Consider the following 19,410-nt stretch of genomic DNA (forward strand, 5'->3'; position numbering starts at 1 on the left):
GCGGCTCAGGGGCGGTTCAGGGGCGGTGGCACCGGGACGCCGTGCAGTCTCGCCCAGTCGCGGGCCATGGCGATCCGTTCCGGGCCCGGCGGGTGCGAGGACCACAGCAGGCGCTCCAGGCCGTCGGGGCGGGGATCGGACAGGTTGCGCGCCGACAGCTCGTGCTGCATCGACACGAACGTCGCCGGATCGCGGGTCAGGTCCAGCGCGTGGGCGTCGGCGCGGGCCTCCACGCGCCTGCTGACGAAGTTCTGCACGGGCCCGCCGAGCTGCATGGCGACCGTCACCAGCGCCAGCACCAGCGCCACCGAGCGGGCGTCGGCCGCCGCCGCGCCCTCCGGCGTCCCGGACCGCCGGGCCAGGCGGGGCGAGGACAGCAGCAGGGACAGCAGGCACACCGCCCCGGCGACGCCCAGCCCCCCGATCAGGGTGCCGTGCAGGACGTCCCGGTGCTTGGCGTGGCCGAGCTCGTGGGCGACGATCGACTCGATCCGCGCGGGCGGGGACTTCAGCAGCGTGTCGTACACCACGATCCGGCGGGTCGAGCCGAACCCGGACACGTAGGCGTTGAGCGAGGTGGTCCGCCGGGACGCGTCGGCGACCAGGACGTCCTCCACCGGGACCCCGTCGCGGTCGGCCATCGCCAGCAGGTCCGACCGCAGCCGCCCGGCGGGCAGCGAGTGGAACTTGTTGAACACCGGCTCCACCACCACCGGGTACACGAACGACCCGCCGACCACCAGCAGGAACGCGCCCACGGCCGCGCCCGTCCACCAGTAGCGCGGAAAGCGCCGCAGCAGCGCGTAGAGCAGCAGCAGCGCCAGCGACCACACCACCCACGTCACGGCCAGCGACCGGGCCTGGTCGCCCAGCCAGGAGCCCCAGGTCTGGGTGGACAGGCCGTAGCGGCGCAGCACCGTCTCGCCCCGGATCCCGAACGGCAGGCTTACCAGCCGCAGCACGGTGGTGAGGACCACGGCGGCCAGCGCGACCCGCAGCGGCCACCGCCGCACCCGGGCGGTCACCCAGCCCAGGAACCGCGCGCCGAGCGGGGTCAGGCCCAGCGCCAGGACGGCCAGCAGGCTCACGGCCAGGCGGGTGTAGGCGATCGGGTTGAGCTTGGCGTCGAACGCGCGGGCGCGGGCCAGCTCGGCGGCGGAGAAGTCCAGCGCCGGGTCCGGGACGGTCCGCCCGCCGGGAACGCGCCCGGACAGCGGGTCCCAGGGCGTGGTGACCGCCAGGATCACGGCGACGGCGGCCAGCAGGACCCCGGCGGTGACCGCCGCCGCGACGCGGGGACGGCGGGCGTCCGCCGCCGGTGGGAGGGGTGCCGCCGGTGGGGTGTGGACCGTCAACGCAGTTCCCTTCGCAGGTAGGCGCGCCACAGGGCGGTGAGACGCGCCCGGTCCACGCCCAGCACCGCGCGCAGCGCGGCGTCCTCGGAGGCGCGTCCGGCGGCCCGGTAGAGCCGGACCAGCGTCGCCTCACCGTACCGCTGCGCGATCATCCGGCAGGCCAGCCAGGCCTCCTGGTAGGCCTGCGACAGCCGCCCGGAGCCGCCGTCGAACGCCGCCGGCCCCGGCAGCGCGTCCGGGAGCCGCCCCGCGGCGACCTCGCGGCGCAGCTCCCCGGCGGCGTCGCGCACCGCGACCTTCGCGTCCCGGTAGCCCACGTAGTCGGCCAGCCCCTCGATCAGCCACAGCGGGGTGCGGCCGTCGCGGGCGCCGCCGGTGGCCACATGGGTCAGCTCGTGGGTGAGCACGACCGAGCGGCCCAGCCCGTTCAGGCGGGGGAAGGCGGCGGGGGAGATGACGATCCGGTCGCCGGCGCCGCCCGCGGCGACGGCCAGGGCGGCGATCGAGGCGAGGTCCCGGCCGCCGCCCACCAGGGCGGCGGCGCGCTCCGGGTCGGCGGGGGCGAGCGCGACGGCGCGGCGCGGCCAGCCGTCGCCGACCACGCGGGAGACGGCGGGCACGGCCGCGTCCAGCCGGCGCGCGATCTCCTCCAGCCCGGCGGCGTCCCCGACCACCAGGCTGGACCGGCCGCGCACGACCCGCACCGGCCGGTCGTCCCAGACCTCGGCCTGCGCGGGGGCGGCGCCGGGGCCGGGCCGCCCCGGCCCCCTGATCACCCAGCCGCCGTCGCGGGGCGCGAACGCCAGGTACCGCGTCCGGGCGACCGGCCCGGGGTCGTGGCCGCGCAGCCGGTAGCGCAGGTCGATCCGCACGGTCACCGCGCCGGGCCCGGACTCGGCGGGGGCGTCGGCCAGCCGTTCCCGCCAGTCCTGGAGGGGCAGCCGGAGGAGGTTGTCGAACAGCGTCCCCTGCTCGCGCTGGAACGCGGCCGGGGCGGTGGCGACGGTGGCCAGGAACGCGGTGCGGTCGCGCTCGCGCACGGCGCGGGCACGGTTGGCCAGCACGGTGCCGGCGGCCCCGCGGTCGAACCCGGCGGCGGAGACCGGGCGCGGCGCGCGCTCTGTGGCGCGCTGCGTCCCGGGGGAGGCGGGGGCCAGCGTGGCGGCGAGCCCGGCGGCCAGGCAGCCGACGGCCCCGGCCGCCACCGAGACGATCACTCGGCGGCGCCGGGGCCGTGCGGGCTCCGCCCGGCGGGGACCGTCCGTCATGGGGGCGATCCTATGCACGGGGACGGAGAGCGTTTCCAAGCGGCCTCGACCACCGCGCGAGCCCCGGGGCGAGCGCCGCGGGCCAGGGCTCTTGGAACACGGCTTACTTGGCGTAGTCGGGGTAGCCGTAGCCGACGATCTGGCTCTTGTTGCGCGTCTTGATCTGGACGGCGTTGCCGGTGTTGCCCTCGACGGTCTTGACGGTGCCGTCGCCGTTGTCCTTGATGACCATGCCGACGTGCACGATGTCGTTGATGCTCTTGCCGCCCTTCCAGGAGAAGAACACGACCGCGCCGGGCTTGGCCTCGGTGCCCCAGCGGTCCCGGTCCTTGAACCAGTTGGCGTGCGCGATCGTCCAGGCGTCGGCGCCCATCTGGTCGGTGAACCCGAGCTGGTCGCCGACCCAGGAGACGAACATGGCGCACCACTGGGCGTCGGTGTAGCCGTCCAGGGAGCCGCCGTCGCGCTTGACGGTCTCCTTGGCGCGCTCGGTCTTCTTGTACCAGTCCTGGAACTTGGTCTCGCCCGCGCCGTTCTCCTTGATCCCGACCTGGGACTCGGCGATCTTGATCGCGTCGGCGGCGGTGGGCCGCTTCTTGGCCTGCTGGGGCTTCTGGGCGGGCTTGGCCTGCTGCGCGGGCTTCTGGGCCGGCTGCTGGACCCGCTGCTGGGGCTGCTGCGGCGGGGCGGCGGCGGCCTTGACGACCGGCTGGGCGGCGGGCTTGGCGGCGGCGATGGCGGCCAGCGCGCCGCTGCGGGGGGCGTCCTTGCCCGGCATCGGGACCGAGGCGGAGGCGGTGGCGGCGGCGGTGCCGATCACGGCGGCGCCGACGGCGAGGGTGCCGCCGGTGCGGACGGCGATCCCGAGCGGGCTGGGCTTGCGGTGCTTGCCTGACACGAAGGTGACTCCTTGGCTTCCATACCGCCTACCGGGTTAGCTGACGGGTTCGGGCGTGGAAGCTGCCCTACGGCCGCGTCGTGGCGGCCGATTCACCCCAGGGGAGATTGGGTCCCCGGCTTCGCGCGCCCGGACAGGGCGCAACGGCGAACTCGGCGGTGGGCGCGTGCGCGCCCGTGACTACGGGTGGCTCCTCGATGAGGAGAAGGAGGGGGGAAGGGGCGTGACCGCCGGGAGGATGGGAGACGGGGTCGGCGGTCACGCCCGTGGTGTGAGGAGGCGCCGTCAGTAGGGACGGACGGCGCCGGCGAAGGTCCGCTTGCGGTAGCCGTCCAGCTTGACGACCTTCACCGAGCTCCCGCTGTGCGGGGAGTGGATCATGTGGAGGGTGTTGCCGGTCTTCTTGTAGACCAGGCCCACGTGCCGCTTGCCGTTGAAGAAGACCAGGTCGCCGGGGGCGAGGTTCTTCCAGGAGATCTTGTTCTTGACGGCGGAGTACTGCGATCCGGTCACGCGGGGCAGGGCGACCCCGGCCTTCTTGTAGGACCACTGCACCAGTCCGGAGCAGTCGAAGGCGTTGGGGCCCGAGGCGCCCCAGCGGTAGGGCTTGCCCTTCTTGGAGGCGGCGGCGCGCAGGGCCTTCTGGGCGAGCTTCTGGCGCTCGGCCCAGGACTTCGTCTTGGCCTGCTGCACGACCTTGGCCACGGGGGTGGCGGCGCTGGCCGAGGAGGTCCCGGCGACGGCGATCGCGGGGGTCAGGACGGCGGTGGCGGCCACGAGGCCGCCCGCCATGCGGGTCCGGCGGGAAATGCTGCTGGCAGCGTTGCTGGGCAGGGGTTGCTCCTTCTTCCAGACGCCTACCGGGTTAGCTGACGGGTTCGGGCTTGGAAGTCGCCCTACGGCGAGGCGGGCCGATGCGTGATCGGGAGGCCGCGCCGATTCACCCCGGGGTCGAGGCGGTTCCGGAAGCGATGTCCGGGACCGTGACCCAAGTGGGTCCCCGGTTCCGCGCACAGGCGGATTCGGCGTTGCCGACGCGTTCGAAAGGCGTGGTGAAGCCAGCCGGAGGCACGGGACCCTGTCGTCCCGCGTGAACGCGCGGCTTGGTTGTCATGGGCAGGGCGGCCGGTCATGCGGACCGGTGAACCGCCGGTGGCCTGGGCCCTCATGGTCCGCCGTGGCGCGCTCTCAGCGCCATGCACGCCGGTTCGCGTGCGCACGGTGCGGCCGGGCCGGCCGAAGGTCTCCCTGGGAGACGGCCGCGACGTCTGGACGACGCCGGGCGGGTGGCGACACGTGGGACGTGCCGTCCGGGGGTTGTCCGTCGTCTGGGGGACGACGTGCGGGGAGAGACACCTGGAAGGTGCCTCAGGTGCCCACAAGGTATCAAAGGTCCACGTGATGGCAAATGCCCGGCAAAAATGACAACGGACCAGGTCAAGCCTGGTCCGTTGTGAGCAAAAGCCCGTGCCGACAGGGGATGCGGCGTTACGGGCGGCTCGCGCCGTAGTAGGTCTGCGCGTAGTAGCCGGATGTGATGTCGACCACTTCGACGTTCTTGCCGGTACGCGGCGCGTGGATCATCTTGCCGCCGCCGACGAACATGCCGACGTGCCCCAGGTTGCGGAAGAACACCAGGTCACCGGGCCGCAACTGGCTCTTGTCGATGTGCCGGGTCGCGGCCCACTGGGAGTTGGTGGTGCGGGTGATGTTGACGCCCGCGGCCGCCCAGGCCTTCATGGTCAGACCCGAGCAGTCGTAGCCGCCCGGGCCGGTGCCGCCCCACACGTAGGGCTTGCCGAGCTGGGCGTAGGCGAAGTTGAGCGCCGCGCGGGCCGAGCCGCTGGCCGGGCCGTTGTAGGAGCCGCCGCCACCGGAGCGGGGCTTCTCCTCCTTCAGGCCCAGCTTGCGCAGCAGCTTCTTCTGCGCGGCGACGTTCTTCTCGACCTCGGCCTTCTGCTTCTTGAGCTCGTCGGCCTTCTTCTTGACCTCGTCGTAGGCGGCCTGCGCCTGGGCCTGCTCGCGGCGCAGCCGCTGCGCGGTCTCCAGGAACTGGCCGAGGTCGTCGCTGCGGTTGCGCTGCAGGTGGGTGAAGACCGCCGTCTGGTCCAGCACGGCCTGCGGGTCGCCGGTGCCGACGAAGCCCGCCACGTCGCCCGTGTCGCCCTTCTTGTAGGCGTTGTTCGCCATCTCGGCGATCCGGGCGCGCTGCCGGTCGAAGGCCTTCAGCTCGCTGGCACCGGCCTTCTTGGCCTCGGCGAGCTTGCGCTTGGCCTTCTTGAGGTCCTCGGAAACCTGGTTGTACTTCTCGACCAGGTCCTCGACCTTCTCGTTGAGCTTCTCGAGTTTCTTCTCTGCTTCCGCCGCGCTGGGCTTGGGAGCTGCGTGCGCGACCGCGACGGGAGTCGTCAGCGTCGCCGTCACGGTCAGGCAGGCAACCGCCGCCATCCAGCGCGGGGCGCCGGCCTTGAAGTCCTTGGCCACAGTCCGGTTCGCCCCTCTCGTCCAACGATGTCAGCGGACGACACTAGCGAGGGCGATCATGCGCCACAACTGAAACGATGGTATTCGCTGACCTTAAGCTCACTTTGTCCACTCAAGGTGACCGGATCATCACAGTTCGCGGGAGCCACGGAGGTCAGGGAGGCCGCGGTATGGCGAACGCCACACGCCGCCGGGCCCGGGTGGGCCGGGCGTCACGGTCAGGAGCGCCCCAGCCGCCGCAGCAGCAGCGTGGAGGGCGCGGGCCTGGCCCCGGCCCGCCGTGCCGCGTCGGCCACCTCGCGGTCGCTGGAGACCACCACCACGGCCCGGCCGGGCGGCTCGGCCCGCACCAGCTCCCCGATCATCTCGTCGGCGGTCTGCCCCGGCAGGCTGAACCGCACCCGCACCCCGCGCGGCGCCATGGTGGCCACCGGCGCGTCCAGCTCCGCGCCGTCGAACACCACCGTCACCTCCGCGCGGGTCTGCGCGGCCAGCCCGCCCAGCCCCGCCAGCAGCCGGCGGCGCTGGTCGGCCAGCGGAAGCTCCCCATAGCCGGTCTTGGTGACGTTGTAGCCGTCCACCACCAGATGGACCTGCGGCAACGTCAGCAGCCGGTCCAGCAGCTGGGGGTCGTCGTCCGACAGGGCCCGGCCCGGCAGCGCCCGGTGCGGGGCGCCGCCCGGCTCGGCCCCGCCCACCGCGTCGGCGGGACGGCCGATCGTGGTGGGCAGCGCCAGCTCGCGCCGCACCCCCTGGGCGGCGTCCACCAGGGTGTCCAGCAGCATCCGCAGCCGCACGTCGTCGATGTTGCGGCCCTCGCGGGCGGCGCGGCGGGCGGCCTCGGCGTTGTTCTCGGCCTGCTCCAGCTTCGCCCGGACCTTGCGCAGCTCCTTCTCGGCGGCGGCCTTGGCCTCGCGGGCGGCGGTCAGCTCGCGCTCGGTGTCGGCGGCCATCGCGTCGGCGTGCGCCTGGGCGGCCTTGGCCCTGGTGCGCGCCTCGTGCAGCTTGCGGCGCAGCTCGGCGTTCTCGGCCTTCAGCTCGCGCAGCTCGGCGCGCAGCTTGTCGGTCTCGGCGGAACGGGCCGCCTGCGCGTCGGCCAGCTCCTGGCGCAGCGCGGCGATCCTCCGCTCGGCGGCCTCCTCCTCCGAGGCGGAGGCGGAGCGTTCCAGCTCGGCGCGGGCCGACTCCACCAGGTCCGACCAGCCCTCCGGACGCAGCAGATAGGCGATGGCGGCCACCGCGACCGGCTCGGCGGCCGGCGGGACCCGCCCGGCCTCCACCTGCTCCACCAGGTCCGGCTGCGACTCGCGCAGCGCCTCGGCGACCCGACGGCGGAAATCCTCGTCCTTCTCCAGCAGCGCCGCGATGTGCGGCCCGGCGAGCTTGGCGCGCTTGCGCCGCTCGAACCGGGCGAACCGGCGCAGCGGAGCCGGGACCTCGTCCGGCGGCAACGCACCGAGCAGCGCCGCGGCCGCCTCCAGCACGTGCTGGCGGACCGCCTCGGGGAGCGGGCGCGGCACCCGCTCCGCCGCCTCTGCGCCGTCGATGTCGCCGCTCCTTCCCTCGTGGCCGCCGGTGCGCTGATCTCTTCCCGGACGGCCGAAGCCCTAACCAGCGGGAACGTCCACCCGACCCGCCGTGGAGGGTGAAACCGGCCCCAGAATCCCCCCAGCGTAGCGGCACCGGCCCCGGCGGTGGCGGGCTCGGCGGAGGTCCGGCGCCTCCCCGGCGCCGGTCCCGCGGAGACCCCGCCCACTGTCGGTGGGGTGGCATAACGTCACCGACATGACGGCCGCGCATCCCGTTCAGGGGACCCTCGACGATCTCGGCACCCCCCTCGCCGACGTGACCTTCGTGGTGGTGGACCTGGAGACGACCGGGGCGTCCCCGAAGGACGCGGCGATCACCGAGATCGGCGCGGTGAAGGTGCGCGGCGGCGTCGAGCTCGGCGACCTGGCCACCCTGGTGGACCCCGGCGGGCCGATCCCGCCGTTCATCACCGCGCTGACCGGCATCACCCAGCAGATGGTGACGGCCGCGCCGCGCATCGGGCAGGTGCTGCCGGCGTTCCTGGAGTTCGCGCACGGCTGCGTGCTGGTGGCCCACAACGCGCGCTTCGACGTCGGGTTCCTCAAGGCCGCCTGCGCCGAGCACGGCTACGAGTGGCCGGACTTCCCGGTCGTCGACACCGTCGACCTGGCGCGCCGCACCCTCACCCGCGACGAGGTGCCCAACTGCAAGCTGGAGACCCTCGCCCGCCACTTCCGCACCCCCGTCCAGCCCAACCACCGCGCCCTGGCCGACGCGCGGGCGACCGTGGACGTGCTGCACGGGCTGATCGAACGGCTCGGCTCGTTCGGCGTCTCCTCCCTGGAGGAGCTGCGGTCGTTCGCCAAGGCCCCGACCCCCGAGCAGCGCCGCAAGCGGTACCTGGCCGACGACGTGCCCAGCGCGCCCGGCGTGTACCTGTTCGAGAACGCCGACGGCGAGGTGCTGTACGTCGGCAAGAGCGGCGACCTGCGGTCGCGGGTGCGCAGCTACTTCACCGGCTCCGAGACGCGCTGGCGGGCCCGCGAGATGGTCGGGCTCGCCGAACGCGTCCGCACCGTCGTCTGCGCGACCGGCCTGGAGGCCGAGGTGCGGGAGCTGCGGCTGATCGCCCAGCACAAGCCCCGCTACAACCGGCGCTCCAAGTTCCCCGAACGGGCCGTCTGGCTGAAACTGACCGTCGAGCCGTTCCCCCGGCTGTCGATCGTCCACGAGTGCCGCGACGACGGCGCGAGCTACCTGGGGCCGCTGTCGTCGCGGCGCCAGGCCGAGGAGGCGCGGGCCGCGCTGCACGAGGCCGTCCCGCTGCGCCAGTGCACCCAGCGCCTCACCCTCACACTGATCGACAAGGGGAAGGCCCGCACCTGCGCCCTGGCCGACCTGGGCCGCTGCGGCGCCCCCTGCGAGGGCCGGGAGACCCCCGAGCACTACGACGCGCACACCGCCGCCGCCCGGCGGGTGATCGAGGGCGACGCCCGGCCCGTGGTCGCCGCCGCGCGGACCCGCATCGACCGGCTCTCCGCCGAACTCCGCTACGAGGAGGCCGCCGCCCAGCGCGACCGGCTGGCGGCGTTCGTGCGGGCGGCGGCGCGCGGCCAGCGCCTCACCGCGCTGGCGCGCCTGCCGCAGCTGGTGGCGGCCCGGCCCGCGCCCGGCGGCGGCTGGGAGCTGTCGGTCGTCCGGTACGGCCGGCTCGCCGCCGCCGGCACCGTCCCGCCGCGCGCCCACCCCCGCCCCTACGTGGACGCGCTGATCGCCACCGCCGAGACCGTGCTGCCCGGCGGCCCGCCCGGCGCGATCCCCGCCGGGGCCGTCACCGCCGGGGCCGGGGCCGAGGAGATGGAGTGCGTGCTGCGCTGGCTGGACACCCCCGGCGTGCGGCTGGTCGAGATCGACGGCGACTGGACCTGCCCCGTCCACGGGGCCGAGGGCCTGCGGCGGTGGCTCGACCACGCCCTCGAACGCGCCCGCGACGCCGTGGAGCCGGAGGACCGGGGGGTCTCGCGGCCACTAAGGTGAGGGGACGAAACCGGCGAACGGCCCGTTGGTCCGTGACCGGTGGGCGGTGGTGGGCGGTCTGCCGGTCGGTGGTCGGCGGCCGGATGATCGAATGGTGAGGACGCTCGCGCATGGCGATACCCCTGTACGACAGCCAGCCCGCGCGGCGCGTGCCCTGGGTGACGTACCTGCTGGTGGCGGCCAACGTCGTGGTCTTCCTGCTGACCCCCATGGCCAACTTCGCCACCTGGTACGGCGACGGCGGCGTCCGCCAGTGCCGGGCCAACGAGTTCATCCTCGAACACGGCGCGGTCCCGCGCGAACTGACCACCGGACGCCAGCACCCGATCCCCCCCGAGATCGCCCACCGCTGCGGCGAGGCGGCCTTCGACAAGCTGCCGTGGGTGTCGGCGTTCGAGTCGATGTTCCTGCACTCGGGCGTGCTGCACCTGCTGGGCAACCTCGTGGTGCTGTTCGCGGTCGGCATGGGCCTGGAGGACCGGCTCGGCCGCTGGCGCTACCTGCTGGCCTACCTGCTGTTCGGCCTGGCCGCCGTGTACGGCTTCGCCTACACCTACCCCGACTCGGGAACCCCGCTGATCGGCGCCTCCGGCGCGATCTTCGGGGTGCTCGGCGCCTACCTGGTCCTCAACCCGCGCGGCCGGATCGTCAGCCTGCTGCCCCCGGTGATCGTGATCCGGCTCCCGGTGTGGGTGGTGCTGGGCGGCTACTTCGTGATCCAGTGGCTGTCGCTGGGGGACACCGAGAGCAACGTCGCCTACGTGGCGCACATCTACGGCTTCGTGGCCGGGGCCTTGTTCGCCCTGCTGGCCCGGCACGCCGGACCGGCTCGCCGGATCGTCGCGCTGGATCGCGGATGAGGCGTGGGCGGGGCACGGGTGAGGCGTGGGTGGGGTCCTGGCGGGGTCCGGGTGAGGTGCGGGTGGAGATCGTCTCGTTGGGGCGTGGGTAGAGTCTGAGCGTTCGCCGAGCTGGGGAGGGTGCAGTGGTCACTGCGATCGTGTTCGTCAAGGCCGACGTCGCGCGCATCCACGAGGTGGCCGAGAAGATCGCCGCGCTGGACGGGGTCAGCGAGGTCTACTCGATCACCGGTGAGTTCGACCTGCTGGCGATGGTCCGCGTCCGCCGCCACGACGAGCTGAACGACGTCATCCCCGGCCGGCTCAACAAGATCCCGGGCGTGCGGGAGACCGAGACCCACATGGCGTTCCGCACCTACTCGCGGCACGACCTGGACGCGGCGTTCTCGCTGGGGCTGCCGGACTCGGACTGAGGGTTCGGGCTGGGGTTGGGGCTGGGGTTTCCGGTCAGGTGTAGACCCTCGATATTGCTGGGGGTCTGTGCGGTTCTGCGGCGAAAGCGGCTGTGTTGGCCTTGGGGGGACCGTCCCCCCAAACCCCCACATCGGGCCCGCGCACGCCGGGAAGACTCCGCCAGGGCTCCGCTTCCCGTCGTGCTGCGAACCCTGGCAAGGGGGCCCGCCCCCTTGGACCCCCGGCGGTGGCTCCGCCCCCACACCCCCGGCAGGGCTCTGCCCCACACCCCGGCAGGGGCTCCGCCCCTACAACCCCGACGCCGACGCTGCCCCGGCAACCCCGGCAGGGGACTCCGCCCTCACGCCCCGGCAGGGCCTTCGCCCTCACGCCCCGACGGTGGCTTTGCCCCACACCCCCGGTAGGGGCTCCGCCCTACACCCCGGCAGGGGCTCCGCCCCGGCAACCTCGGCAGGGTTCCGCCCCTACGACCCCGGCAGAGCTCTGCCCCACACCCCTTCGTGGGGCTCCGCCCCTACACCCCCGGCAGGACTCTGCCCCACACCCCGGCAGGGGACGCCGTCCCCCACACCCCTCGTGGGGCTCCGCCCCTACACCCCTGCCTTTCGCGCCTCCGGTCGTGGGTGTGGGCTGTTAGGTAAGGGCCTTGGGCGAGGCTTTGACGCATGACCTAGCGGTCGTACCCCTTGATGCTGTGGATGAGTTTGGCGAGGGCGGGACGCGACAGCGTGAGTCTTGGCCCTTCCTGATCCTTGGAGTCGCGAACGTAGGTCACGTTGGTGGCGTTGGTGGTTAGCTCGACGCACTCCCCGCCCTGGTCGCTGCTGCGCTTGGCCTTCCGCCATTCAAGGGGACCGCTCATTACACGCCCTTCATGATCCCTGAGATCAAGTCCCGGGTCGCCTCCTCGGGCAACGCCTTGAGACGGATCCGATCATGTCTAACGTGCCGCTCGTGCACAACCTTCGGATCGTAGAAGAGACGTCCGTCGGTTCCGGTTTCCTCATAAACCACTGTGCGCTCCGGCAGATGCAGCATGACGAAGTAGCCGTCCTGCCCCAGGTAGGCGCCAGCGGACAACGGCACCACCTGAAGAGCGACATGGGGAAGATCCATGACTTCGAGGAGGTGGGCGAGCTGAGCCCTCATCGCTGCCGCGCCTCCTACCGGACGGAGAAGTACGGCCTCGTCTATGACCACCCAGAACAAGGGCGGCTCCGGGCGACACAGAAGCTCCTGACGGCGCAACCGCGTCTCAACGCCCTTCTCGATCTCGGCTTCGGGCAGGTTGCCCGCAGTGAAGGATGCGCGCATGTAATCCTCGGTCTGGAACAGGCCGGGAACAGCGTTGGGGTGGAAGGAGCGAAACTGGAGGCACTGGGGCTCCAGTTTGAGGTAGGCGTCCCACTTCTGGAGCAGGTATTCGCGCTGTGAGTGGTACCAGAGGTAGTAGAAGAGCTTTCCCGTGCCGAAGTACTTGTCCAGCTTCTCGGCGAACTCGTCGTCGGGTTCGTACTCCTGCGCCTCGTACGCCTGGATCGTGGACCGGGCCATGTAGAGCTCTTTGGCCAAGGCGTCCTGTGACAGGCCACGGGACTCGCGCCACCAGCGCAACACGTACGCGAACGTCGCGTAGACGCTCTTCGTGCCGTCGATCGGGTTGGGCGGTCGGGACATGGGGGGCCGTCCTTTTGCCATTCCGCGAGTTGGCAGTCGATTGTGTTCCTCAGCGTAGATCCGGGGGCCACGCTGTGGGAGCGGAACGACACGATGCGCGACGACCGCCCTACGCCGAGGACGAGCCCATGTGCACACCCGAGTACCACCCCTCCCCCCGCTTCATGGCCGACGAGGTCCTGGAACGGGCCGTTCTCGCCACGCCCTCCTCGGTCGGGCTGTTGCGCGACCTGGCCGAGGCGCATCTCAACAAGTGGGGGCTCACCTCCGTCGTGGACGACGCGACGCTGGTCATCTCCGAGCTGCTGACCAACGCGGTGAAGGCCAAACCCCGGCACCTGATGGGGTTCCGGCTGATGGCGTGGCGCGTCGTCCTCTACGTCGAGGTCTTCGACGAGAGTTCTGAGGACGCGGTCCCCACCGCCCCTGACGGCGGCCTTCTCGAAAGCGGGCGGGGCCTGCACATCGTCGCGGCGCTGTCCCGGCACTGGGGGCAACGCCGCGAGCCGGGCGGCGGCAAGACCGTCTACGCCCTCCTCGACCTGCCCGGCTGACGGTTCACCGCCGCCGGAACCACGCGGCGACCGAGGCCTTGTAACCGTCGGGCATGGGCAGCCCGGGAACCTCGTCGGCGGTGAACAGCCCGATCTGCTTGTGCTCGTGGCTGAGCCGTGGCGCCAGGCCGGGGGTCAGGACCGCGCACCCGTAGGTGACGATCACGATGCGGGCCTCGGGCCGTGTCCCGGGGAACGGCTGGTAGATCCAGACGTCCAGCAGCGGTCCCGCCTCGACCGTCCAGCCGGTCTCCTCGGAGATCTCCCGTTCGACGGTCGCCTCGGGGGTGAGGTCGCCGCGTTCCAGGCGGCCCCCGGGCAGTTCCCACTCGTCGCGTTCGTTCCTCAGCAGAACCACGCGGTCGCCGTCGCCGACGGCGACACCCTTGACGGAGACGGGCCAGACCAAGGGGGGAGTCATGGCCGGAACGTAACACGGGCCATCAGCCGCCCGGCCGTGCCGTACTCCGCGGTGACGCGGGCGAGGGTCTCCTCGCCGGGACGGAACTCGGCTGCGCGCGATGAGGCGCAGTGGCAGGATCCGTCCGCGTGTACGGCTCCTCCTGCTGGACGCACCCGCGTTTCTCCGGCGTCCGGCTGCGCCTCGCCTGCGAGGCTCTTCACGCCGACGGGGGACCCTGGTCGGGGCCGCTCGGCCCGTTCCTCACCCTCCTGCGGAGCGGCGACCAGGCCGCGGTCGGCATCGCGCTGGACACCTACCAGCAGGCGGACGCGGACAGCCGGTTCGGGGGAGAACCGATGTACGGCGAGCACCGTGCCGAGGTCCTCCAGGCCGCTCGCGAACTCCTCCGGCAGCCGCCCTCGCCCGCGGACATGAGCCCGCACATGGGTGCGGGCGCGAACCACGCCAGCGCCCTCAACGCGATGATGAACCTCGCCGGGGAGCAGGGTGCGACCTGATCGCGGACGTGCTGGAGCAGACCACCAACGCCGCGATCGTCGAGGCGGCGACCTTCGCCGTCAGCTCCGCCTTCCTCCGCACCGAGGGCTCTCCCCACCCCCGTCTCCTCGCGCTGGCCGCCGCCTATGTCGACGACGCCGACCAGCCGCTCCAGTTGCGCGTCCGGATGCTCTCGGCCATCGGGCACTCCCAGTCGCCCGAGGCCACCGCGCACCTTCTGCGGGCCCTCCACCGGCCCGAGGTGCAGTTCCAGACACAGGCCGCCTTCGACCTCGCCCACGGCGACCACCTGGAAGCCCACCGCGAACTCCTGGAACGCGTCGCGGCCTCCTGGCCAGACGACGCCTCCTACCTGGCCGAGGAGGTGCGGCGGGTCCTGGCGGGCGAGGACGACTGACCCGGAGCGCGCGTCCGGGGCCGCCGGTCAGTCGCGCCTTCTGTCCTTTACCGACTGGCGCTGGCTCCAGCCGGACGCGATCGCGAAGGCCACGACGACGGCCCAGTGCAGGATGGGCATCCTGTACCGACTGATGCGACCCTGCCTGGCATCGGTCACGCCGTCGGCGGGATCGGTGGGCAGATACCGCACCCGGACCCTGGCACCGACCTTCGGCAACGACGTCCAGTCGCCCTTCGAGAGCGAGGCCCGGACCCGTGTTCCGGCCGCGGTCGTGAAGACCACGTCCGCGTAGCGGGTCTTGTGCTTCTTCCACCGTTTGACGACGGTGCCGTCAGCCTCGACGGCCTCGCGGTCGCGCTGGACCGCGTCGAGGGTGGCCGCGACCGCGAAGGCCGCCGCCAGCCCGGTGATCAAGGCGATCACGAGCGTGCCCAGCCCCGGAACCCACGCCCCGTGCGGCCCGCGGACCGTACGTGCCCGTTGCCGCCGTCCGTCCACAGCACCCCCCGCGTCATCTCTGGGACGCCTTCACCCGAGGGTGTGGTTCCGCATGCCGTCTTCTTTCCTCCGTTGTGCCGGGATCGCGGCGTCGAAGCCGGCAGGCCCTAGCGTGGGTCCATGTCCACGATGCCCTCGCGGGTCGAACTGTGCCCGCTCACCCTTTCCGGCCAGGACGAGTTCTGCTCGCTCGCGCGGGCCAGCATCGGGCTGCACCTGCCCTGGGTGCAGTTGCCCGCGAACGCGGAGGACTTCCGGAGCTGGATGCGCCGCTTCGACGACGGCACCAACCGGGGCCTCCTGGTCCGCGTCCGCGAGACCGGCGAGGCCGCCGGCATGGTCAACATCAACTCGATCATCCGGGGCCGCTACCAGGGCGCGTCCCTCGGCTACGCGGCCTTCGCCCCCTCGGCGGGGCGGGGGTACATGACCGAGGGGCTCACCCTCGCCCTGCGGCACGCCTTCGACGACCTGCGGCTCCACCGGCTGGAGGCCAACATCCAGCCGGCGAACAAGGCGTCCCTGGCCCTGGTCCAGCGGCTGGGCTTCCACTACGAAGGGCTCTCGCCCGCCTACCTCTACATCGACGGGGAGTGGCGGGACCACGAACGCTGGGCCGTCACCGCCCCCGAACCCTGGACGCCCGACCCGTCCCTCCCCAGGGTCTGACCCGAACCGCGCTGCTCAGAGCGGATCCGCCGTGGGCGGATCGGACTGTGACCGGTGCGCGCGCTGCCGCAGAGTGAAGGGCATGAGCGAGGAACACAAGATCCCTTTGTTCGACGAGCGTATGCGGCGCGAGCTGTACGCGCAGCGCGTTCTCGTGCTGGACGGCGCGCTCGACGACGACAACGGCACGCTGCTGGCGGCCCAGCTGATCACCCTGGCGGGGGAGGACCCCTCGGCCGACATCGCGCTGTGGATCCATTCCCCCGGCGGGTCGGTGCCGTCGATGCTCGCGATCCGCGACGTCATGCGGCTGATCCCGTGCGACGTGGCCACGGTGGCGCTCGGCATCGCCTACAGCGCCGGGCAGTTCCTGCTGTCGTCGGGGACCCCCGGCAAGCGCCGCGCGATGCCGCACGCCCGCGTGCTGATGCACCAGGGCTCCGCCGGGATCGCCGGCGCCGCCGTCGACATCGAACTCCAGGCCAACGACCTGCGCCACACCCGCGACACGGTGCTCGGGCTCATCGCCGAGGACACCGGCCAGCCCTTCGAGCGCGTCTTCGAGGACTCGCTGCACGACCGCTGGTACACGGCGCAGGAAGCCGTCGGGTACGGGTTCGTCGACGCGATCGTCAGCGCCTACGACGAACTCGTGCCGGCCCGTCACCGTCCCGTGGGGCTCGGCGCCCCGTCCGGAGGAGCCACCCGATGAGCACCTACACGATCCCGAACGTCATCGCGCAGCACCCCCGCGGTGAACGGATCATGGACGTCTACTCGCACCTGCTGACCGAGCGGATCATCTATCTCGGCACCGCCATCGACGCGGGCGTCGCCAACGCCCTGGTCGCGCAGTTGCTCTACCTGGAGGCCGACAGCCCCGAGCGCGACATCCAGCTCTACATCAACTGCGAGGGCGGAGACCCGAGCGCGATGCTCGCGGTGTACGACACGCTGCGCTACATCCGCCCGCAGGTGGCGACGACGTGCGTGGGGCAGGCCGTCGCGGTCGGCGCGGTGCTCCTCGCCGCGGGCGCTCCCGGGAAGCGCGCCGCGCTGCCCCACACCCGCGTCGTCCTGCACCAGCCGATCGGGCAGGGGCGCGGCGCGATCCCGGACCTCATCCTCCAGGCGGACGAGGTCGTCCGCGTCCGCGCGGACATCGAGCGCATCCTGTCCCGGCACACCGGGCAGGACACCGCGACGCTGCGCGCCGACACCGACCGCGACCGGGTCTTCACCGCGCGGACGGCGCTGGACTACGGCCTCGTCGACCACGTGCTGGAGGAGCGGCAGCCGCTCCCCGCCTAGCGGCTACGCGGCCAGCGCGTAGGCGACCTGGCAGGTCGGGCCCGCCGGAGCGGTCGCGGCGGTCGCGGCCAGGAGGCTCCTGGCGACCTCGAACGTGAGGTCGGCGAGCGTCAGGTCCAGGGCTCCGGCGACCGCGGCGATCATCTCGCTGGACGGCTCCTTGACGCCGCGTTCGATCTCGGAGAGGTACTGCGGGGAGATCCCGGCGCGGCGGGCGGTCTCCACCAGGATCTCGCCGCGTTCGACGCGCAGGCGCCGCAGGCACCGGCCGAGCGCGTCGCGCCACAGCGGCTCCGCCGGACGGCGCGGCGCGCCCGGCCCGTGCGGCGTCTCGTCGGCGGGCGCGGGCGGTCGGGTGATCTCGGCCATGCGCACACCGTAACCCGGCGGCGCGAACGGGCACCACGCGTTCCGCTCATCGCGGAACGGCGCCGGGGCGGTCCTCAGGCGGGTCCGGCGGGGGTGATGACCGAGGAGAGGGCCTGCGCGGTGCGGCCGACCACCGCGCGGCCGTCGTCGGCGGTGATGATCGGCCGCTGGAGCAGGGCCGGGTGCCGGGCCAGGGCGGTGATCCAGCGGTCGCGGTTCCGCGCGTCGCGGGGCCAGCGGGCGATGCCGGGCCCGGCGGCGGCCGGATCGCCGGTGCGGGTGATGTCCCAGGGTTCCAGCCCGAGCCTGGCCAGCACCCGGCGGATCTCCTCCTCGGTGGGGGGATCTTCCAGGTAGCGGCGGACGGTGTAGGTGGCGTCGTGGGCGTCCAGGGTCTCCAGGGCGACGCGGCACTTGGAGCAGTCGGGGTCGATCCAGATTTCCATGGCGTTCCGTCCTCAGGCGGTGAGGGAGAGGAACTCGGCGCGGGCGCGGGCGTCCTCGCGTAGCGCGCCGAGCAGGGTGGAGGTGGTGGTGCGGGCGCCGGTGGCCTGCGCGCCGCGCAGGGTCATGCAGGTGTGGTCGGCCTGGATGACGACGCCGACGCCCCGGGGGTCCAGCTCGTGGTGCAGCAGGTCGGCGACCTGCCGGGTGAGGCGTTCCTGGACCTGGGGACGGCCGGCGAAGTGCTCCACGACGCGGGCGAGCTTGGACAGGCCGACGATGCGCGGGCCCGGCAGGTAGCCGACGTGGGCGATGCCGGTGAAGGGCAGCAGGTGGTGTTCGCACACCGACCGCATCGGGATCGCGCGGACCAGGACGAGTTCGTCGTAGCCCTCGTCGTTGGGGAAGGTGGTCAGCTCGAACGGGCGGGGGGTGAACAGCTCGGCGTAGGCGCGGGCCATGCGGGCCGGGGTGTCGCGCAGGCTCTCACCGTCGGTCGGGACGCCCAGCGCGTGCAGGAACCGCCGGGCGGCCTGTTCGGCCGCGGCCAGGTCCATGCCGCCGGTGCGCGCGTCCCCGTCGGGCGCGCTGTTGCCGAGCGCGCCCCTGCCGGGCGGGCGGCAGCCGAGCGCGGTGCCGCCGAGCCGGCCGGCGCCGGGTCCCGTCTCGGACCCCGTGTCGGGTCGCAGCACGTCAGCCGCCGTTCAGGGTGGCGACCAGGACCAGGGCGAGGGTGACGACGGCCAGCAGGCCGTGACCGACCACGAGGGGCAGGGGGATGGCCCGTTCGGGCACGTCGGTCGTGGCGCGGGCGCGGTGGGCCGGGATCCAGCGGGCGAGCATGACGAAGCCCAGCAGCGCGACCGGCAGCAGGACGGCCAGCGCGGTCCAGGCCAGTGCGGTGGTGCCGGTGGCCAGGTGGAGGATCCAGGCGACCAGGCCGGCCGCGGCGAGCAGCATGTGCCCGAAGACCACCGGCGCCGGGAAGCGGGTGCGGCCCGCCCCCCGGTCGCGCAGCCCTCCGCGCCTGATCCACAGGCCCAGCATGGAGAAACCGCCGAGTGCGGTGAGCAGCCAGGTGACGAGTGCGGCGACGGCCATGGTGTCGTCCTGCCTTTCCGGGCGGGTCGGAGCTTGTCGGTTCGTGAGGTCGGAGGGGCCGCCGTGACCGCGTCGGCTGGCGGCGCCCGTTCAGGGGCGGAAGCCCTCGGCCTGGGTGGTCTCGTCGGCGACCCGGACGCCGTAGCGGTAGGCCAGCTTGCCTCCCAGGAAGCCGGAGACCGCCAGCGCCGCCAGGCTGACCGCCGACAGGGCGATCTGCCCGGCCCCGACCGGCGCGGAGGCGAGACCGGCCCGCCACGCCCAGGAGACCCCGTAGGCGGCGGTGACGGCCAGGTTCAGCACCAGGTGGACCCGCGCGGTGCGGAACGCGGGCGTGCCGGGCGGGATCGCCCAGTAGTCCAGGAACCCGAACACCGCCGCCGCCAGCGCTCCGACCACGCCGAGGGCGATCAGCCAGAGCGAGGCGCGGACCAGGAAGGCGGGCTCGCCGACGACGTGCGAGGCCAGGTCGAAGACCAGGCTGGCCACCCAGGTCCCGATCGGCACGGTCACCAGGATCGGATGCAGCGGATGCCCGTAGGGGCCGGCCAGCGCCGTGACAGGCCGCTTGGCTCGTTGTGGATCGGTCACTGCCCACCTCCAATTCACCAACAAGTTT

24 protein-coding genes and 2 riboswitches are annotated in these 19,410 nt (G+C 72.9%); of the genes, 9 read left to right on the top strand and 15 right to left on the bottom strand.

Annotated elements, in window-relative coordinates; genetic code table 11:
- Nucleotides 1-5: 5 nt before the first annotated feature.
- From HNR61_RS37100 to HNR61_RS37125, 6 genes are all read right to left on the bottom strand, one after another.
- Nucleotides 6-1,355, bottom strand: a complete 1,350-nt coding sequence (locus tag HNR61_RS37100) for a M48 family metallopeptidase (RefSeq protein WP_182847805.1) — start codon at nt 1,353-1,355, stop codon at nt 6-8.
- Nucleotides 1,352-2,623: a gluzincin family metallopeptidase gene (locus HNR61_RS37105; RefSeq protein WP_182847806.1), complete on the bottom strand. Its 1,272-nt coding sequence runs from the start codon at nt 2,621-2,623 to the stop codon at nt 1,352-1,354. Before HNR61_RS37105 ends, HNR61_RS37100 begins: the two co-directional genes overlap by 4 nt.
- 103 nt (nt 2,624-2,726) lie before the next feature.
- Nucleotides 2,727-3,521 carry a CHAP domain-containing protein gene (locus HNR61_RS37110; protein ID WP_312898287.1) on the bottom strand — a complete coding sequence of 265 codons (795 nt, stop codon included), beginning with the start codon at nt 3,519-3,521 and terminating at the stop codon, nt 2,727-2,729.
- 10 nt (nt 3,522-3,531) lie between these two features.
- Nucleotides 3,532-3,672: riboswitch (cyclic di-AMP (ydaO/yuaA leader) on the bottom strand.
- 134 nt (nt 3,673-3,806) lie between these two features.
- A complete protein-coding gene (locus tag HNR61_RS37115; protein WP_182847807.1) occupies nt 3,807-4,313 on the bottom strand; it encodes a C40 family peptidase in 507 nt (168 codons plus the stop codon).
- 46 nt (nt 4,314-4,359) lie between these two features.
- Nucleotides 4,360-4,559, bottom strand: a riboswitch (cyclic di-AMP (ydaO/yuaA leader).
- Nucleotides 4,560-5,009: 450 nt separating this feature from the next.
- Nucleotides 5,010-6,005, bottom strand: a complete 996-nt coding sequence (locus HNR61_RS37120; RefSeq protein ID WP_312898288.1) for a C40 family peptidase — start codon at nt 6,003-6,005, stop codon at nt 5,010-5,012.
- 218 nt (nt 6,006-6,223) lie between these two features.
- Nucleotides 6,224-7,525, bottom strand: a complete 1,302-nt coding sequence (locus tag HNR61_RS37125; protein WP_182847808.1) for an NYN domain-containing protein — start codon at nt 7,523-7,525, stop codon at nt 6,224-6,226.
- A gap of 265 nt (nt 7,526-7,790) precedes the next feature.
- Here HNR61_RS37125 and HNR61_RS37130 point away from each other — a divergent pair, with 265 nt between their 5' ends.
- The 3 genes from HNR61_RS37130 to HNR61_RS37140 all read left to right on the top strand — a co-directional run bounded on the left by HNR61_RS37130 (nt 7,791) and on the right by HNR61_RS37140 (nt 10,845).
- Entirely contained in the window at nt 7,791-9,572 is a 1,782-nt protein-coding gene (locus HNR61_RS37130) for a DEDD exonuclease domain-containing protein (RefSeq protein ID WP_182847809.1), read from the top strand.
- A 110-nt stretch (nt 9,573-9,682) separates the two neighbouring features.
- Nucleotides 9,683-10,432, top strand: coding sequence for a rhomboid family intramembrane serine protease (locus HNR61_RS37135; RefSeq protein WP_067833915.1), 750 nt, complete (start codon nt 9,683-9,685; stop codon nt 10,430-10,432).
- A 125-nt stretch (nt 10,433-10,557) separates the two neighbouring features.
- Entirely contained in the window at nt 10,558-10,845 is a 288-nt protein-coding gene (locus HNR61_RS37140; protein WP_067833912.1) for an Lrp/AsnC family transcriptional regulator, read from the top strand.
- A 671-nt stretch (nt 10,846-11,516) separates the two neighbouring features.
- Here the strand turns inward: HNR61_RS37140 and HNR61_RS37145 are convergent.
- Nucleotides 11,517-11,708: a DUF397 domain-containing protein gene (locus HNR61_RS37145; RefSeq protein WP_182847810.1), complete on the bottom strand. Its 192-nt coding sequence runs from the start codon at nt 11,706-11,708 to the stop codon at nt 11,517-11,519.
- Nucleotides 11,708-12,523 carry a helix-turn-helix domain-containing protein gene (locus HNR61_RS37150; RefSeq protein ID WP_182847811.1) on the bottom strand — a complete coding sequence of 272 codons (816 nt, stop codon included), beginning with the start codon at nt 12,521-12,523 and terminating at the stop codon, nt 11,708-11,710. Before HNR61_RS37150 ends, HNR61_RS37145 begins: the two co-directional genes overlap by 1 nt.
- 128 nt (nt 12,524-12,651) lie before the next feature.
- On the opposite strand from HNR61_RS37150, the gene HNR61_RS37155 reads away from it, so the two are divergent.
- Nucleotides 12,652-13,077, top strand: coding sequence for an ATP-binding protein (locus HNR61_RS37155; protein ID WP_182847812.1), 426 nt, complete (start codon nt 12,652-12,654; stop codon nt 13,075-13,077).
- Between the two features lie 4 nt (nt 13,078-13,081).
- Here the strand turns inward: HNR61_RS37155 and HNR61_RS37160 are convergent, their stop codons facing one another.
- Complete coding sequence (locus HNR61_RS37160) at nt 13,082-13,498, bottom strand: NUDIX hydrolase (protein ID WP_182847813.1); 417 nt, start codon at nt 13,496-13,498, stop codon at nt 13,082-13,084.
- Nucleotides 13,499-13,608: 110 nt separating this feature from the next.
- Between HNR61_RS37160 and HNR61_RS37165 the strand changes: the two genes are divergently transcribed.
- Nucleotides 13,609-13,998: a hypothetical protein gene (locus HNR61_RS37165; protein ID WP_182847814.1), complete on the top strand. Its 390-nt coding sequence runs from the start codon at nt 13,609-13,611 to the stop codon at nt 13,996-13,998.
- 8 nt (nt 13,999-14,006) lie between these two features.
- Nucleotides 14,007-14,396: a hypothetical protein gene (locus HNR61_RS37170; RefSeq protein ID WP_182847815.1), complete on the top strand. Its 390-nt coding sequence runs from the start codon at nt 14,007-14,009 to the stop codon at nt 14,394-14,396.
- A gap of 27 nt (nt 14,397-14,423) precedes the next feature.
- On the opposite strand, the gene HNR61_RS37175 is transcribed toward HNR61_RS37170, so the two are convergent.
- Nucleotides 14,424-14,822: a DUF3592 domain-containing protein gene (locus HNR61_RS37175; protein ID WP_182847816.1), complete on the bottom strand. Its 399-nt coding sequence runs from the start codon at nt 14,820-14,822 to the stop codon at nt 14,424-14,426.
- Nucleotides 14,823-15,017: 195 nt separating this feature from the next.
- On the opposite strand from HNR61_RS37175, the gene HNR61_RS37180 reads away from it, so the two are divergent.
- The 3 genes from HNR61_RS37180 to HNR61_RS37190 all read left to right on the top strand — a co-directional run bounded on the left by HNR61_RS37180 (nt 15,018) and on the right by HNR61_RS37190 (nt 16,877).
- Complete coding sequence (locus tag HNR61_RS37180) at nt 15,018-15,566, top strand: GNAT family N-acetyltransferase (RefSeq protein WP_182847817.1); 549 nt, start codon at nt 15,018-15,020, stop codon at nt 15,564-15,566.
- 82 nt (nt 15,567-15,648) lie between these two features.
- Nucleotides 15,649-16,278 carry a ClpP family protease gene (locus tag HNR61_RS37185; RefSeq protein ID WP_182847818.1) on the top strand — a complete coding sequence of 210 codons (630 nt, stop codon included), beginning with the start codon at nt 15,649-15,651 and terminating at the stop codon, nt 16,276-16,278.
- Nucleotides 16,275-16,877: a ClpP family protease gene (locus HNR61_RS37190; protein WP_182847819.1), complete on the top strand. Its 603-nt coding sequence runs from the start codon at nt 16,275-16,277 to the stop codon at nt 16,875-16,877. Before HNR61_RS37185 ends, HNR61_RS37190 begins: the two co-directional genes overlap by 4 nt.
- A gap of 3 nt (nt 16,878-16,880) precedes the next feature.
- Here HNR61_RS37190 and HNR61_RS37195 read toward each other — a convergent pair whose 3' ends face one another.
- The 5 genes from HNR61_RS37195 to HNR61_RS37215 form a co-directional block, all read right to left on the bottom strand.
- The gene (locus HNR61_RS37195) at nt 16,881-17,246 is read right to left on the bottom strand and encodes a helix-turn-helix domain-containing protein (protein WP_182847820.1); all 366 of its coding nucleotides are present in this window, start codon (nt 17,244-17,246) and stop codon (nt 16,881-16,883) included.
- Between the two features lie 74 nt (nt 17,247-17,320).
- Nucleotides 17,321-17,692 carry an ArsC/Spx/MgsR family protein gene (locus tag HNR61_RS37200; protein ID WP_182847821.1) on the bottom strand — a complete coding sequence of 124 codons (372 nt, stop codon included), beginning with the start codon at nt 17,690-17,692 and terminating at the stop codon, nt 17,321-17,323.
- Between the two features lie 12 nt (nt 17,693-17,704).
- Complete coding sequence (gene folE / locus HNR61_RS37205; protein WP_182847935.1) at nt 17,705-18,247, bottom strand: GTP cyclohydrolase I FolE; 543 nt, start codon at nt 18,245-18,247, stop codon at nt 17,705-17,707.
- A 136-nt stretch (nt 18,248-18,383) separates the two neighbouring features.
- Nucleotides 18,384-18,791 (bottom strand): hypothetical protein, encoded by a 408-nt coding sequence (locus HNR61_RS37210; RefSeq protein ID WP_182847822.1) that lies wholly within the window; start codon nt 18,789-18,791, stop codon nt 18,384-18,386.
- Between the two features lie 90 nt (nt 18,792-18,881).
- Entirely contained in the window at nt 18,882-19,382 is a 501-nt protein-coding gene (locus tag HNR61_RS37215; protein ID WP_182847823.1) for a DUF2231 domain-containing protein, read from the bottom strand.
- Nucleotides 19,383-19,410: the final 28 nt, after the last annotated feature.

It is taken from the genome of Actinomadura kijaniata (assembly GCF_014138665.1).
GTDB lineage: Bacteria > Actinomycetota > Actinomycetes > Streptosporangiales > Streptosporangiaceae > Spirillospora > Spirillospora kijaniata.